The organism is Ureibacillus galli, from assembly GCF_014836845.1.
Taxonomy (GTDB): Bacteria; Bacillota; Bacilli; order Bacillales_A; family Planococcaceae; genus Ureibacillus; species Ureibacillus galli.
This window is the reverse complement of record NZ_JACSQA010000004.1, coordinates 102975-117039: the sequence shown is the minus strand read 5'-3', so window position 1 is coordinate 117039 and position 14065 is coordinate 102975. Positions and strand designations below refer to the sequence as shown.

The following is a 14065-nucleotide window of genomic DNA, read 5'->3' as shown; positions in this document are numbered from 1 at the left end:
GCGTTGGGCTACGTTTGTTCAACGCTTATTAGCATCTGCTTCATACTTTTAACAATCCCCATGTGCAAACTTTCATGGTTCATATGGAAAACGACCATGTCCCCTAATGTTTTCATACCTAAAAAGGATTCTTTTAGTCGTTCGTCTAGGTGTCCTTTACAAGCTTGTTCAATCGCATGTACTTGTTGTTCCAACTGTTTTATTAGTACTTCCATTGACGGAGGTTGCTCTGTCCAATTATCAGGTTTACTCCCGCTCGGAAACATCAAATGATAAGATAGAGGCATTTGTCTTTCCAGGTGAACTGCGGGAAACATTGTATTATCCCACCCTACTAAAATATGACCGGCATTCCAGCGGATATTATTATGATGGCCATTTGGAATTTGGTCCGCTATCTCTTCAGGTATTGTCCGAAGAAAATCAACAGTCCATTTACGCCACAATTTCATTTGTTCAAATAATTGTTCTTCCCTCATTATGAGTCCCCCTTATTTCCTGCCCTTCTTCATTAATTCGATTATGTAAAAAATTTGGGTGATGATAAAGGAACCAAAAATAATGAATAGAATACATAGAACTACATCACCTTCGACTAAATTACCGAATACCAACGGAATTAAAAACATGAGTAGTAACCCTGTAAATACCGTTAGAAAAAACATACTAATATAACGTCCCATCGCTACATCCCCCTTTCCCTATACTAGTTCTCGCTGTACATCCAACTTTCCTTCCCCAAAGGAAGGGGGTATAATCCCTTTTCGAAATCATGCCCCCTTCTGTTTTCGTTATTTATCAATCACAATGGATAATTTATAGTTCGCATGTTCGTTTAACGCGGTCAAAAAATGATTCAACACTTCGTTGGAAGGAAATCGACATTCAAGAAGGTAACAGCCTTCCCCACTAATTTTATAATTATGGATGATGTGTTGTTCTTCGGTTTTAATAAACGCCAAATAAGGCTGGTGATAGGTGCTTTGCGTAAAGATTGTAATAAAAGCATGAATGGGACATCCTAATTTTACTTGATTCACTTTAACGGTATACCCTTCAATGACGCCACTATCCTCTAGTTTCGCCACCCTTGTCGAAACAGCGGGCCCCGTTAAATGCACTTTCTCCCCTAACTCTTTCATAGTGAGCCGGCTGTTTTTGGATAGTTCATCTAAAATCAGCATGTCCGTATGATCTAACATTTCACAAACTCCTTTCATTAATAAAGTCAAACAAGCAAAAGACTTTATTTATTCTATGTATCCACAAATAGGTCTTAATATAGAATATACATGAATCAACGAATATCTCAAAAAAGGAGTGAATGAATATGAAGATACATCAAATTCGAAATGCAACGATTGTTGTTGAATATGGAGGGAAAAGGTTTTTAATCGACCCAATGTTAGCGCAAAAAGGAACTTATCCTCCTTTCCCTAATTCACCAAGACAAGATCAAAATAATCCGATCGTTGAGTTGCCCACTTCCATTGACAAGATCGTTCAAAATATCGATGCGGTTATTGTTACCCATTTGCATTTAGACCATTGGGATGATGTTGCTAAAGAAGCTTTGCCAAAGGATATGAAAATTTTCGCTCAAAATGAAGAGGATGCTACAGAAATTCGGAACGCCGATTTCCATAATGTCGAGGTTTTACAAAAGGATACAGCCTTTGAAAATATCCAATTAATAAAAACAAAAGGCGAGCATGGAAGAGGAGAAATTTTAAAACTTGCAGGCCAAGTGTGTGGCGTTGTCTTCAAACATGCAACGGAAAAAACGTTATATGTTGCAGGAGATACAGTGTGGTATGAAGGAGTTCACGAAGTAATCGAAACCCACAAACCGGCCATTATTGTCGTCAACGCTGGAGATAATCAATTTCTACAAGGCGGTTCCCTCGTTATGGGGAAAGATGACATTTATGAAGTGTATAAGGCTGCTCCTGAAGCAAAAATCATTTCGGTTCATATGGAAGCCGTCAATCATTGGACATTGTCTCGGGAAGAATTAAAACATTACATTGAAGAAAAAGGTCTCTCATCCAATGTTTTAGTGCCATACGACGGTGAATCTTACTCATTTTAAAGGTAATAAAAAAGTGCACAACTCGATGAAGGGTTCGTGCACTTTCTTATATACTTTTATTCAACTTTATACCCCCTTTCGTTAATCCTCTAATTTTGCTACCCCTAATGCAAGGTGCTCCCAAAGTAACTGTTCTACTTTTTCCGCAAGTTCATTGGAACAGTTGATAACTAAAACGACCTCTGAATGCTTTCCCTTTAACACTCTTTGTCTTCTATGGATAACTTTATTAATAAAGTAATCAATCAAAAAACCAATCACAAACCCAACCGCTCCACCGATCAACCCCCAATAAATCGGACCCCACTCTAATTGAAAGCCGATACTTGCTCCAATAACCGCAAACGCCGTTCCAATGGCAGCTCCCTTATCAAACAAACTTATACCGTCAGCCCGATGAAGTGAATCAAATAATCTTCTCTCCTGGGCTCGGTTCACAAGCGGGACAGCGAGAATATCACTTTTTTGTACCCCTAATTGTTCTATTGCGGTAATCGCTAACTCAAGATATGTTGAATGCTCAAAGGTAGAAATTATTTGCAATGGATTACACCTCATCAGATGTTGGTATTTTTATTCGATATTGGTTGTAGTTCTTTCTCAAAAATGTTCGTTGTTCGCTATCATATAATTTATTGTTTTCCACTGTATTGATGTAAGCATCATAAACGCCAAAGCCAATCTGTGACGGAATAAATAAAAACCATTGTGGGTTCAGGACTTCAGTCGCTTTGCTAATCTCACCCATGAATAGGAACTGAACTGCGACAAGAACATTAGAAAAGTAGACAAAAACAATCATAGAAGACACCATAAAAATGGCTGTAATAACTCGGTGAATATACAATTGACCTAATCCTGGTGTTAAAAAAGACCAAAATACTGCCATGGTCGGTCTTCTTTTATCTAAATAATTCACTTCTACAGCTCCAATAACGTAAGAATTAAAATTAGCATTTTCCCTTTCCGCTAATATGAAAACTTTGTTCATATCCACAGCAGTCCGATAACTGTCCCAAATACCGAAAATATAAACTGGGAGATACAAAAGGAGCCACCTTGGTTCTAACACTTCCTTCGCCATTTTAAAGTTTCCGGTAAACGTATAAATGATTCCGTAATTTAAATGAGCCATATTGTTCACAAGAAGTTCCCATAAAATAAGGGCATAACCTCTTAAATATTTCGATAATAGGAGATGGCCAAAACCAGGAAAGGCAGCTGACCACCAAGCAATAATATAAGGGTTTCGTAAATGAAGTTGGGTTGTTCCAACTAAACTTACATGGGCTTTATAACGTCTGACTGTATTATCATTAGTAAAATTCCTCATACTACTACACCCCCTTAAAAAAATGTATTGCTTATATTGCTTTCTCTAATCTACATATCCATTTATAAAATGCCAACACAACAACAAGGAGAATCGGGTAACAAGGTGCTGAATAAGCTAATTTCCACCAGCCATAATGAAAGTAGCCCCAAGGTTCCGGAAGCAAGGCAAGTGCTTCATAAATTGTACACCCGATGGACCATAAGATGAGATAAAGGAAACGCTTAAAAAAAGAAGCGTGAAACGGGAAACGATTCAAAAACAACAGAATAACAGGCGGAGTCAAAAATGTTCGTACCGGTAAATCTGACCATTCAATTTCACTACTGTCAAAATACCAGTAAGCATTATATCTAGAACCTAAATAGAGGTCGACAAATAATTGAAACACGACGGTAAACATCCACATATGTACGATTTGATTTTTAGTTAGTCGTTTAACAGTCATAAAAGCAACTGTGTTAAGTAGGATAACCGCAATAATAAGTCCGATCATAACTAAATAGAATCACCTCTTTAGACACTATTCTTTACTAAAACTTTATTAAGTATTCCGCACCTTTCTTTCAAGCACTAAACATCTTCATTTAAATGCAATAACCCTCTTTCAAAAAATGAAAGAGGGTTTAAAGCGTTCTTAATTTGATCATTAGGTTTACTATTTTTAACGCATATTCATTGGTAGAGATTTTTCATCTATTTCTTTTAATATTTCATGTAAAAATTCCTCTAGGGACATTGTTTTTTGCACGTTCTGCTTATATTCCCTAACTGTAACTGTTTGGTCTTTTTGCTCTTTAAGGATATGCACTATGTACATATGTATTTTATAGGAAAAGGTGGTTGAAGATAATACCATTTAGAATCCAATTGAAAAGTTAATGCCTAATAGATGAAAAAATAAAAGAAATTACTTAAGATGAGAATAGGTTAAATTATTAATAAATGGGAAAAAGAGTGATTATTATGAAAACTAATGGCTTTCTCGTTTTGAATTTCATTATTTTGTTTGGTATAGGGGTTTATTTAATGGTTTATAGTTTTTCTGCGCATGTGGAATTAAAAACAGGGATTCCTATAATATCAGGTCTTTTAATGGGTTTTTCCATCTATTCAACCTATCGAATACAAAAGCAAGCAAAGCATTAGTTTGAACAAGATCATTTTTTTATCCGCGCTCATGATACATATGCAAAACTGATTTTCTAGATTAAACCAAACCATTATCCCATATCAATTTGGAGGGGAAACATGACAACTACTTATGTCCATTGGGGAGAATCAACGGTTAAATTAACATGGAAGAAAAGTGACGTACTTCCGCAAAAAAATCTAATCACAAGTGTCCACGGTTTTTGTTTTCAAGATGGGAAATTATTATTGGTTCATTTAAACAAAAGAGGATGGGATTTTCCTGGAGGACATATCGAGCCTGGTGAAACACCTGCCCTTTGCCTTAAACGAGAAGTACTGGAAGAAGGTTATGCAGAAGGCGAATGTCAATTGTTAGGACACATCATTGTTGACCATCACGAGAATCCTCTTTGGAACGAGGACAGCTCATACCCTAAAATTGGTTTTCAACTATTTTACAAAATGAATATTACAAAATTGCACCCTTTCGAAGGGCGATTTGAATCTTCGAGGCGTATATTCGTGAGGCCTCAAGACATTTCCTCATATCATCACGAATGGAACATTCTTTATCAAGAAATTTTGAACTGTGCGCTTACATAGGAATTCCCTTCTTCTTTCCGTTGCCATTGAACCATATATTTTTTGAAAATTATGTATAAAGAATTATGCTTTTATTTTCCAAATTAAATTTCCCATGTTATAATCTAATTAAATTAAGAGTACATTAAAAAAGACTACTCGATGTGTGCCATCAAGTAGTCCTAGCAATTTAACAGATTGCTTCAAGGGCAATCAGCAACACAGTAAAGAGTAAACCGTATGCTTGGTAGGCGGGCGGTTTACTTTTTTTGTGTGAACGTGTAGGACAATGTAAGAATCATCACTACAAGAACAGCCACATCAATCGTAAGAGACAACGCTTCTATACTCATCAATCTATATCACCTCCTAATCGATTACTCTTTCGGAAATGATGTAGATTATGTTTCAGTCATCGTCATAGCAACACCCCCTCTCCTCAAAGAGTAGAGGAAAAACGAGTGCTGACCGCCCACAAAACCCTATTAAATCGCTAACCTTATTATACCATTCTTTCTATTATAATACTTAGTCAAAAATCTGATTATTCTTAAATTTATTTCTCCCAAAATAGTAAATAGGTCTATTTCGTAATGGGATAGACATAAAAATAGATGGTTTCCTTTCTACCAAGAAAACCACCGAAGATTATTTTCTCATTACTCGTTCATTATTTCTTCAATCACTTCAGCCAACGCATCTGCAGTTCTATAAGCCTCTTCAAATGTATTTTCATGCCCCCCTATGTTTAACGATAAAGAATGATCATGAAGATCTTGGTTGTATGTGTTCCGAGGATTCTCCCCTTTTTCAAATACGCCTTTAGATAAACCGGGATATAATTTTTCTAGCTTTTCATGGAGACGTTCGGCAAATGCTTTGTTCGCTTCATAATTATCATTAATTTTTGATACAAAAAAAGAAATCTTTGCGTAATCCTTTCCGTCAATGTTTACCGTTGTATAGGATCTTTTTTGGGAATCTCTGTGTATGTCCAAAACCATTTTTATGCTTTTATATTCATTTAATGTTTCTTGCAACTTTAGCCTTGAAACGTTATAAGCGTTGGAAAAGGATAAATTTTGGTCTTCTAATATTCCTAAAACATCGGTATCATCGTGTATATTACTAATATTATTTTCCTTCAATGCTTTACTTAACTCTTTTCCAACTAATGTAACATTCTTCGTTTCGCTATAAGTATCTGCAGCACTTTTAGGTTCCTTTACGTTATAGGTCTCGGTATTATGTGTGTGATAAATGTATACTAACGGATCCTTTTCATCAATTGCCGTTGACAACGCTTCACCCCCAGTATTCGTGAGGATATTTGTCATTACCTCTTTTCCGTTAAATAAAAAGAACCATGAGAAAGATAGTGTGAAAAATAAAATACTACTTGTTACGGCGGATAACCTTTTTACCTTTCCATTTCGATTCATTCTTCTCGCCTTTTGTCTAAGTTTGGCTTCAGTTAAAAAAATAAAGTCTTTACTTGGATGCTGCGGGTAACTTTCTTTAATCATATCCAATAATTCTTTGTCATTTTGCATTTGTCAAAACCTCCCTTGCATCAAAATGTAGTTTCCGCTTTAGCTCTCTCAAGGCTCGATGATAATCTACTTTCACTTTGGATTCACTACAATGCAGAATTTCGGAAGTCTCCTTTATGGAGAATTCATGAATACCACGAAGTATTACAACTGCTCGATAATTAGGTTTCAGTTTCGAAATCGCCTCATGAATTAATTGTTCCATTTCAGTAATTTCAAATTCTTCATCAGGTCTCTTCTCCTTTGATTCCAACTGTGAGAAAAATCCTTCTTTAAAAACCGAAATAAATTTCTTTTTCCTGTAATGATCCACTGCTACATGTTTTGCTATGGAAAAAATCCAAGTTTTTAAATTGTTTCCGTTTTTAAAATGGGGTAAGTTTTTTAAAACACGAATAAACACTTCTTGTGTTAAGTCCTCGGCATCATTTTGATTACCTGAAAAATAGACAAGGAATCTAAACACGTCTAAATAATGATCGTTGTAAATAATAACAATAGAAGACTCTAAGTTTTTTAAATCGACCAATCTTTTCCCCCCTTATTATGAATTCACGTATTATTCGTTTAAGCCCATTAAAAAGTTACAATTATTTCGTTTAAAGTTTTAATTTATTTATGTACCCTTCTAGCTAACCTTCAGTTTTTCCTATCTTAAATATATATTCTTCTCAACCCTGCAAGTACTCCAATAAAAAAAGCGCTTATCCTTTACTCGGATAAACGCACCCACCTTGTTAAATTTCCCTTCACCATATATTCGAAATAAGACGAGCCACCATTCTTGGTAAAAACATTACAATGTTCCAAACTACTTCAAATAGGAGTTCGAATTGAATATCACTGTAAAAACGTTCTTTCTTTGCTTTATTTCTTTTTCTCCCTTTCATCCTCAATCCCCCAAACACTTCAATAGTTGCGGCTAACTACCAAAAGCTTTACACCTTTATTTTGTTACTGATCTAGCTCCAAAGGTAAAAATGCATAATCTCCGTCCTTTACGATATCGCAATAACGAACAGAAATCGGATGTTTAAAAATAGGTCCATCCATTACTGTAGTATGGAATTCTCCACCTTCTCCGCAAGGGTCAATACCACGAGCTTCAAGCTCTTTCACATATTCATGCGTAAATGTTCGCCCTAAATCGTCCTCTCGCATGCCAAGTGATAAATTAACCGTTACAATAACCGTTACAAATCCTAAATCGATGAATTCTTCGACAACTGCACGATGGTCCATTTCCCATAACGGCATCCTAAGCTTTAAGCCAACTTCATTCGTAACCTTTTCATGCCAACAGCCATGTTCAGGTATATCAATATCTCCCGTTACTAACACTTCTGCTCCTTGTTTTTTCGCCTTTTCTAAAAGGCTTATAAAGACTTTTTCATAATCTGCCCAACTTGCAGCAGCTGCGTAAATAGGTAAACCGATAGAACTCGCTTGTGCACGGATGATTTCTGGAGGCATTCCATGGGATCTGGAACGTTTTCCCTCCTCCTCCATCATGACAATCAGTCCAATTGCTTTCCCCGCTTTCATTGCTTTAAATAAAGCTAACGTACTATCCTTCCCTCCACTATAAGATGCTATAAATTGATGACCGTGAACACTCTTTTTCCAATCCTTTAATTCTTCCATTCATCTCTTACCCCCTTTATTTTCATAAACTGCATCGCTCTATACGTTAAATTTTATCACGATTTACTTAAACAAATAGGCTAATATCTTAATCGAAAAAAATAATTAAAGGAGGCTCATTTTAAGGCGATTCTCTATCAAATCTGTCTATCAGAAAGTGAGCTATTGAAAAAAACCCGTTATAATGAACGAGTTTTTTTCATAGATATGAGTTGTTTTTTAGAGGTTTTATTTTCTTAATTCTTTTTCAGATTGACTAGTTAAAATTTGTTCTAAGTCTTTCTCCAAAATAAATACTTCGATTCTTTCTCCTGTATTCGTACTTATGTCAGAATGGGAGGAAAGAACTTTACATCCTGTACTTTCTTCTACAATTCTTTCGTGCTCTGCACTATAAAGTTCACGAAGTAACGTTCTCATTTGCTTAACGAGTTTTTTACCCGTATCGTTACGAACAAGGTGCTTCTCTTCCACCGTCAGAACACCTTTGAATCGAGTAATGAGCATGTCTTTTATAATATAGGTTTTAGCCTCTTGTGGGCCTTTTCCGATCAATTCCCGCTGAAATTTAATAAATGCCTCACTAATTTCAGCTTCTAGTTTCTTTTTTGAACTTAACATACTGCCTCCAATTGATAAATTGACTTTCCTTTTCTAGTTGAGCTTAATATATCCCGATCATTCTTTTTCTAAGCAACAACTACTATCTTGATTTCCCAAATCTATCAAAAGAAAACTTCCAATATCATCATCTCTTCACCTGCTCTCTCCAAACAACGCTTACGAGGTTAGCTGTCGGGTTTGGATGGTTAGAGTCACCCTACCTCTTATGAGGATTCACCCCTAAACATTGGTTCCCCCGATTCAAAATTTGAATTCAGCGAATGAGGTTAAAATTGACTTTATAATACTATTAGAAAAAATGGTTGTAAAGAACATTTATTGGATAAAACATGTACTTTCCATCCTCATTATAAACATCGTTTTATGTAATAAATAGCACTTTTCGACTATTTACAGATTATCAATCTAGAAGTATATTTCTTTCATAAATTAATTATCGGCCTAATCCTGGTACCAGGAACGGAGGAACCAATCTTTTGGGGTTAATTCTACAGTTAGTAGAAGGGATGAGAAACTCTTTCGCCATCCTACCCGTCAGCTAACTTCGTCGGCTAAAGCGAAGGAGGTCATAAAGACCGCCTTATTTCAGGGGGCTTTTTTTGTTGGATTTAACAGCAAAAAGGCAGCTTGATTGTACGTAGGTCTTTTTATTATGCCTATTAATTGAAAAAGTACCATGGAAGACAGAACACAGAGACGGCTGATTGCTTGCTAGGTGTTAAGTAGACCAATGATGCTTTTTCTCCATTACATGAGCAACTTACAAATCATTCAAAGGGATAATCGTGAATTTTATTCACTTTTGAGCTTGATTGTTTTGTGCTGCTACATGCCGGAGAAAGAGTGTTATTGGTCTTTTTATTTTGCAAAAGCTTTTCAAGATCATTTAAAGAAGGGATACACATGACAAACAATTTAATTGTATGTAGCGAAGCGTTTTACGATGCAATCGTGTCACTAACCGATTCCGAGTCTCCTGTAGAAGTAATGTCCTATGAGCAATCCCTATTAAGCCATATTCAAAAAAGTGATTCTAGCAAAATGGACTTTATCAATTTAGTTGATAAATTAATCGATTACGAAAACGTCTATATCATTCCTCGTTCTGAAAATGAGGGTTTTAATTTAACTTTATTCTTTTCTGAAATGGGAACAAAAGTGATCGTTGCCGTCACCCATCAAAGTCGGTATATACCCATTTATAAAATGTTGGGAGCCAAAATTGTCGTGACAACAAGTCAAGGTGATGCCGCCTATAGTTGGTTACATCACATTACTTAAAAAACGATATTCATCGCTTTAAAATTCAATCCATTTTGACATGTAGAAGAAAATATTATGAAGAGGAGCAATCAAAATGATTTCATCTATCAAAAGGGTTTTAATTGGAAAACCGCTGAAATCAACTGAACTTGGTGAACAAAAACTAAACAAAGCGAAAGCATTAGCTATCTTATCTTCGGATGCCCTATCATCCGTAGCATATGGTCCAGAACAAATCCTAATTGTTTTGGCAACATTAGGCGTATTGGCATATTGGTACTCTCTCCCTATTGCATTGGGTGTTTTAATTCTTTTAGTAGCGCTTATCTTGTCTTATAGACAAATTATTTTCGCTTATCCTCATGGAGGTGGAGCGTATGTCGTATCAAAAAGCAACTTAGGCATAAATTCAGGTTTAATTGCAGGGGGTTCCCTTTTAGTAGACTATATATTAACGGTAGCCGTAAGTGTCTCTGCTGGTACCGATGCGATTACATCTGCATTCCCAGCGTTACACCCTTTTAATGTAGAAATTGCGGTTATTTTTGTAGTTCTACTTACCATTTTAAATTTAAGGGGAGTCACAGAGTCTGCCTCTATATTGGCATACCCCGTCTACTTATTTGTGCTTGCTTTATTTATTTTAATCGCTGTGAGTATTTATCATATTGTAACAGGTCAAGCTACACCAGCATTGCATACTGAAATGGGTACTCCTGTTGCGGGGGTTAGTTTGTTTATCCTTTTAAAGGCGTTTGCCTCTGGTTGTTCTGCTCTTACAGGAGTTGAAGCGATTTCGAACGCCATCCCTAATTTTAAAGATCCAGCACCAAAGAACGCGGCGAAAACCTTATTAATGATGGGTGGCTTACTAGCGGTATTATTTACAGGGATTGTATTTTTAGCTTACTTTTACGGAATCTCTCCAAGTGCCGAAGTAACCGTCGTCTCACAAATTGCAGAAGAAACATTTGGACGTAATTTCATGTACTTCTTTATTCAAGGAACTACAGCTTTAATATTAATCTTAGCTGCAAATACGGGTTATTCTGCTTTCCCATTACTTGCCGTTAACCTTGCAAAAGATAAGTTCATTCCAAGAATGTTTCTTGCAAGAGGAGACCGATTAGGTTATTCAAATGGCATTATCATACTTGGGGCTGCTTCGATTATTTTAATTTTTGCTTTTCAAGCACAAACGGAACATCTTATCCCACTGTATGCAGTAGGTGTGTTCATTCCATTTACCCTTTCTCAAACCGGGATGATTGTAAAATGGATTAAAGAAAAACCGCAAGGATGGGTTCCGAAATTAATCATTAACTCCATAGGCGCTATCATTAGTTTTATTGTGACAATGATGTTCTTTATCACTAAATTCGAACAAGTCTGGTCAATCTTTATATTTTTACCTATTATCATTTTTGCTTTCCATCGCATTAGAAAACATTATCGTGATGTCGGTGACCAACTTAGATTTACCAACCATCATGAACTAAAGGCCATTAATGGAAATGTAATGATCGTTCCGGTCGCTGGTATGACTCGAGTGGTCGAGAATTCCTTAAATTATGCGAAAGCTTTTTCGCCTGACCAACTGTATGCCGTCTATGTTTCTTTTGATCGAGAGGATGAAAAAGCCTTTGAGGAAAAGTGGAAGAAGTGGCAGCCTGATGTAAGATTAGTAACCTTGCATTCTCAATATCGAAGTGTCATTCATCCACTGATGAAATTTATTGATATCGTTGAACATAAAGCAAGTGAATCCAATTACCAAGTCACGGTAATCATTCCTCAATTTATTCCGAAGAAAACATGGCACAATATTCTTCACAACCAATCGGGGATACTTATCCGTTCTTCCTTATTGTTCCGAAGAAACGTCGTCGTTTCGACGGTACCGTACCATTTGAAAAAATAAATGAAAAGAGACAACTTTCTATATGTGAAAGTTGTCTCTACTTCTATTAATGATGATGTTCATGCCCTTCGATTTGACTTTGTTGTCCTTTTTGTAAAAAGTCCAATTCACTTTTAGAAAGACTGCCCACAACAAATTGTTTTTGTGGAACGATAATCGATCCATTATTGCCAGCATGTACTTTTACAAAATAGAGACCGTCACTATTAAAATCTTTACTAATTCCATACACACCGTTGCCTAAATCAAAGGCTTCTTCCATATAATATGTGACCGTTCCATCTTGTTTCCAAATTTCAAAATGGACAAAATCTGCATCTTCTACTCTTTCCCCGTGTTGTGTCAGAATGACTTTAATTGTCTCTTTTTCATTGGCTGAAAATGTGTCAGGAATAATAATTTCTGATTGAAGGGGCGATTCTTCTTTATAGAGCTTGGCAACGTCCGGTTTCAGGGAACATCCACTAAGCATCACAATGAAAAGAAACATCCATATCATTTTTTTCTTATGCATTGAAAAACATCCTAACTTTCGAGATTCTTTTAATAATCAGCCAATCTATTAAGAAAACAATAATAAGAGACAATCCAACTAAAGGAAACAGTATACCGAGCGCAATCATCAATAATAGGAAGAGCTTCATTTTCTTTATACTAATGGCCTTCGGAGCCCCTAAACTATGTGTCGGCTTCCGTTTCCACCAAAGGTAAAATCCACTTACGACAACAAAAATAATCCCTAAACAAATGACAAGACTAATAAGTTGGTTGATGAGACCAAATTGTGTTCCTTTATGTAATGTGATTCCCCAAGCGATGATTTTCCCCATTACGCCGTAGTTATCATAACGATAATCAGCAAGCACCGCACCAGAATATTGGTCGATATGAATCGTTGCTTCATCCTGTGCTTTTGGAGGAAAGGCAGATAATGTGAATACCCCTTCTTTACCATTTGGGAAAATGACCGTATAACTCGGATGCATCCCTACTCGATTGGCGACCTCTACTACATCGTCAATGGAAATGGGTACATACCCTTCCACTTCAGACTTCGGTACTTCTAAATTTTCCGCCGCCCAAGGGACATCGGCAATTTCCTTTGTTTTTACATTGGACGTTGGGGCATTACCAATCCAAACAGATGGTGGATACCCTTCTCCTGTATTCGTAACGATTGTCTGAAATTGATTTCCCCATAATCCGGACCAAGGCAATCCGGTCATAATAAGAAATAACATTCCTGCTGTGATCCAAAAGGCAGGTACTGCATGCATGTCTCTTCTGAAAACCTTTTTTCCTTTCGATAGCCTTGGAAACAGCACTCCCGACAGGTCCTTTTTCTTCCTCGGAAACCATAAGAAAAGGCCTGTCACAATGAGTACAATCGCCCAGCAAGCAGCTAATTCTACGATTCGGTCTCCGATTGTTCCCGCCATTAATTCTCCGTGAAATTCTTCAATTCGATCCATGATTCGATCATTATTATTTAATTCACCAAGGGACTCCCCTGTATACGGATCTATAAAAACCGTTAACGACTCATCATTGGAAATGATGCCCACTTCACTTGAACGTTCGTCATTTTCTCCTGGACGATATTGGGTTACGACGGCATCCGGGTACAGTTTTTTCACTTCTTCTATTTGCGCAGAAGCGGAGATTTTCTCCCCTTGTGGGTTTACCTCATAATAATCTTTATAAATGACTTGTTCAATTTGTGGCTTAAATAAATAAATGGAACCTGTAACGGCGAGAATGATTAGGAAAGGAGCAAAAATAATCCCTGCGTAAAAATGCCATCGCCATACCGATTTATATAGGGCCGCTTTCGTTGTTTTTTTACTTTTTTCTTCTAGACGATTCGTTGTTTCATCCATGCCTAGCCCTCCTTACTTTTTAATGCTGATGGAAGAAAA

The 14065-nt window shown here is 36.5% G+C and carries 17 protein-coding genes and 2 riboswitches; of the genes, 4 read left to right on the top strand and 13 right to left on the bottom strand.

Features of this window, described 5'->3' with window-relative positions; genetic code table 11:
• Positions 1 to 8: 8 nt before the first annotated feature.
• From H9636_RS05080 to H9636_RS05070, 3 genes are all read right to left on the bottom strand, one after another.
• Positions 9 to 479, bottom strand: a complete 471-nt coding sequence (locus H9636_RS05080; RefSeq protein WP_191706542.1) for a DinB family protein — start codon at positions 477 to 479, stop codon at positions 9 to 11.
• Positions 480 to 491: 12 nt separating this feature from the next.
• Entirely contained in the window at positions 492 to 683 is a 192-nt protein-coding gene (locus H9636_RS05075) for a hypothetical protein (protein WP_191706541.1), read from the bottom strand.
• Positions 684 to 791: 108 nt separating this feature from the next.
• The gene (locus H9636_RS05070) at positions 792 to 1202 is read right to left on the bottom strand and encodes an Lrp/AsnC family transcriptional regulator (RefSeq protein ID WP_191706540.1); all 411 of its coding nucleotides are present in this window, start codon (positions 1200 to 1202) and stop codon (positions 792 to 794) included.
• 128 nt (positions 1203 to 1330) lie between these two features.
• Here H9636_RS05070 and H9636_RS05065 point away from each other — a divergent pair, with 128 nt between their 5' ends.
• Positions 1331 to 2092, top strand: coding sequence for an MBL fold metallo-hydrolase (locus H9636_RS05065; protein WP_191706539.1), 762 nt, complete (start codon positions 1331 to 1333; stop codon positions 2090 to 2092).
• 81 nt (positions 2093 to 2173) lie between these two features.
• Here H9636_RS05065 and H9636_RS05060 read toward each other — a convergent pair whose 3' ends face one another.
• Genes H9636_RS05060 through H9636_RS05050 form a run of 3 tightly spaced genes read right to left on the bottom strand, consistent with a single transcriptional unit; the run spans position 2174 to position 3921 of the window.
• Positions 2174 to 2635, bottom strand: coding sequence for a hypothetical protein (locus H9636_RS05060; protein ID WP_191706538.1), 462 nt, complete (start codon positions 2633 to 2635; stop codon positions 2174 to 2176).
• A 4-nt stretch (positions 2636 to 2639) separates the two neighbouring features.
• Complete coding sequence (locus tag H9636_RS05055; protein ID WP_191706537.1) at positions 2640 to 3425, bottom strand: hypothetical protein; 786 nt, start codon at positions 3423 to 3425, stop codon at positions 2640 to 2642.
• Positions 3426 to 3456: 31 nt separating this feature from the next.
• Positions 3457 to 3921: a hypothetical protein gene (locus H9636_RS05050; RefSeq protein WP_191706536.1), complete on the bottom strand. Its 465-nt coding sequence runs from the start codon at positions 3919 to 3921 to the stop codon at positions 3457 to 3459.
• Positions 3922 to 4676: 755 nt separating this feature from the next.
• On the opposite strand from H9636_RS05050, the gene H9636_RS05045 reads away from it, so the two are divergent.
• Positions 4677 to 5162 (top strand): NUDIX hydrolase, encoded by a 486-nt coding sequence (locus H9636_RS05045; protein ID WP_191706535.1) that lies wholly within the window; start codon positions 4677 to 4679, stop codon positions 5160 to 5162.
• Between the two features lie 638 nt (positions 5163 to 5800).
• On the opposite strand, the gene spoIIP is transcribed toward H9636_RS05045, so the two are convergent.
• The 5 genes from spoIIP to H9636_RS05020 all read right to left on the bottom strand — a co-directional run bounded on the left by spoIIP (position 5801) and on the right by H9636_RS05020 (position 8959).
• Positions 5801 to 6694, bottom strand: a complete 894-nt coding sequence (gene spoIIP / locus H9636_RS05040; RefSeq protein ID WP_191706534.1) for a stage II sporulation protein P — start codon at positions 6692 to 6694, stop codon at positions 5801 to 5803.
• The gene (locus H9636_RS05035; protein WP_191706533.1) at positions 6684 to 7223 is read right to left on the bottom strand and encodes an RNA polymerase sigma factor; all 540 of its coding nucleotides are present in this window, start codon (positions 7221 to 7223) and stop codon (positions 6684 to 6686) included. Before H9636_RS05035 ends, spoIIP begins: the two co-directional genes overlap by 11 nt.
• 220 nt (positions 7224 to 7443) lie before the next feature.
• Positions 7444 to 7584 carry a hypothetical protein gene (locus H9636_RS05030; RefSeq protein WP_191706532.1) on the bottom strand — a complete coding sequence of 47 codons (141 nt, stop codon included), beginning with the start codon at positions 7582 to 7584 and terminating at the stop codon, positions 7444 to 7446.
• Positions 7585 to 7648: 64 nt separating this feature from the next.
• Positions 7649 to 8338 carry a Dph6-related ATP pyrophosphatase gene (locus tag H9636_RS05025; RefSeq protein ID WP_191706531.1) on the bottom strand — a complete coding sequence of 230 codons (690 nt, stop codon included), beginning with the start codon at positions 8336 to 8338 and terminating at the stop codon, positions 7649 to 7651.
• 228 nt (positions 8339 to 8566) lie between these two features.
• Positions 8567 to 8959, bottom strand: a complete 393-nt coding sequence (locus H9636_RS05020) for a DUF2294 domain-containing protein (protein ID WP_191706530.1) — start codon at positions 8957 to 8959, stop codon at positions 8567 to 8569.
• Between the two features lie 141 nt (positions 8960 to 9100).
• Positions 9101 to 9231: riboswitch (cyclic di-AMP (ydaO/yuaA leader) on the bottom strand.
• Positions 9232 to 9390: 159 nt separating this feature from the next.
• Positions 9391 to 9530: riboswitch (cyclic di-AMP (ydaO/yuaA leader) on the top strand.
• Between the two features lie 335 nt (positions 9531 to 9865).
• On the opposite strand from H9636_RS05020, the gene H9636_RS05015 reads away from it, so the two are divergent.
• Positions 9866 to 10243: a hypothetical protein gene (locus tag H9636_RS05015; protein ID WP_191706529.1), complete on the top strand. Its 378-nt coding sequence runs from the start codon at positions 9866 to 9868 to the stop codon at positions 10241 to 10243.
• Positions 10244 to 10319: 76 nt separating this feature from the next.
• Positions 10320 to 12146 (top strand): APC family permease, encoded by a 1827-nt coding sequence (locus tag H9636_RS05010; RefSeq protein WP_191706528.1) that lies wholly within the window; start codon positions 10320 to 10322, stop codon positions 12144 to 12146.
• 46 nt (positions 12147 to 12192) lie between these two features.
• Here the strand turns inward: H9636_RS05010 and H9636_RS05005 are convergent, their stop codons facing one another.
• The gene (locus H9636_RS05005; protein ID WP_191706527.1) at positions 12193 to 12660 is read right to left on the bottom strand and encodes a FixH family protein; all 468 of its coding nucleotides are present in this window, start codon (positions 12658 to 12660) and stop codon (positions 12193 to 12195) included.
• Positions 12653 to 14026, bottom strand: coding sequence for a PepSY-associated TM helix domain-containing protein (locus H9636_RS05000; protein ID WP_191706526.1), 1374 nt, complete (start codon positions 14024 to 14026; stop codon positions 12653 to 12655). The genes H9636_RS05005 and H9636_RS05000 overlap by 8 nt, the downstream gene beginning before the upstream one ends.
• Positions 14027 to 14065 lie beyond the last annotated feature (39 nt).

Coding starts and splice junctions, on each gene's coding strand:
- H9636_RS05010 (WP_191706528.1), top strand. CDS start 10,320: ATGATTTCATCTATCAAAAGGGTTTTAATTGGAAAACCGCTGAAATCA.
- H9636_RS05005 (WP_191706527.1), bottom strand. CDS start 12,660: ATGCATAAGAAAAAAATGATATGGATGTTTCTTTTCATTGTGATGCTT.
- H9636_RS05055 (WP_191706537.1), bottom strand. CDS start 3,425: ATGAGGAATTTTACTAATGATAATACAGTCAGACGTTATAAAGCCCAT.
- H9636_RS05045 (WP_191706535.1), top strand. CDS start 4,677: ATGACAACTACTTATGTCCATTGGGGAGAATCAACGGTTAAATTAACA.
- H9636_RS05075 (WP_191706541.1), bottom strand. CDS start 683: ATGGGACGTTATATTAGTATGTTTTTTCTAACGGTATTTACAGGGTTA.
- H9636_RS05000 (WP_191706526.1), bottom strand. CDS start 14,026: ATGGATGAAACAACGAATCGTCTAGAAGAAAAAAGTAAAAAAACAACG.
- H9636_RS05080 (WP_191706542.1), bottom strand. CDS start 479: ATGAGGGAAGAACAATTATTTGAACAAATGAAATTGTGGCGTAAATGG.
- H9636_RS05025 (WP_191706531.1), bottom strand. CDS start 8,338: ATGGAAGAATTAAAGGATTGGAAAAAGAGTGTTCACGGTCATCAATTT.
- H9636_RS05030 (WP_191706532.1), bottom strand. CDS start 7,584: ATGAAAGGGAGAAAAAGAAATAAAGCAAAGAAAGAACGTTTTTACAGT.
- spoIIP (WP_191706534.1), bottom strand. CDS start 6,694: ATGCAAAATGACAAAGAATTATTGGATATGATTAAAGAAAGTTACCCG.
- H9636_RS05015 (WP_191706529.1), top strand. CDS start 9,866: ATGACAAACAATTTAATTGTATGTAGCGAAGCGTTTTACGATGCAATC.
- H9636_RS05070 (WP_191706540.1), bottom strand. CDS start 1,202: ATGTTAGATCATACGGACATGCTGATTTTAGATGAACTATCCAAAAAC.
- H9636_RS05020 (WP_191706530.1), bottom strand. CDS start 8,959: ATGTTAAGTTCAAAAAAGAAACTAGAAGCTGAAATTAGTGAGGCATTT.
- H9636_RS05065 (WP_191706539.1), top strand. CDS start 1,331: ATGAAGATACATCAAATTCGAAATGCAACGATTGTTGTTGAATATGGA.
- H9636_RS05050 (WP_191706536.1), bottom strand. CDS start 3,921: ATGATCGGACTTATTATTGCGGTTATCCTACTTAACACAGTTGCTTTT.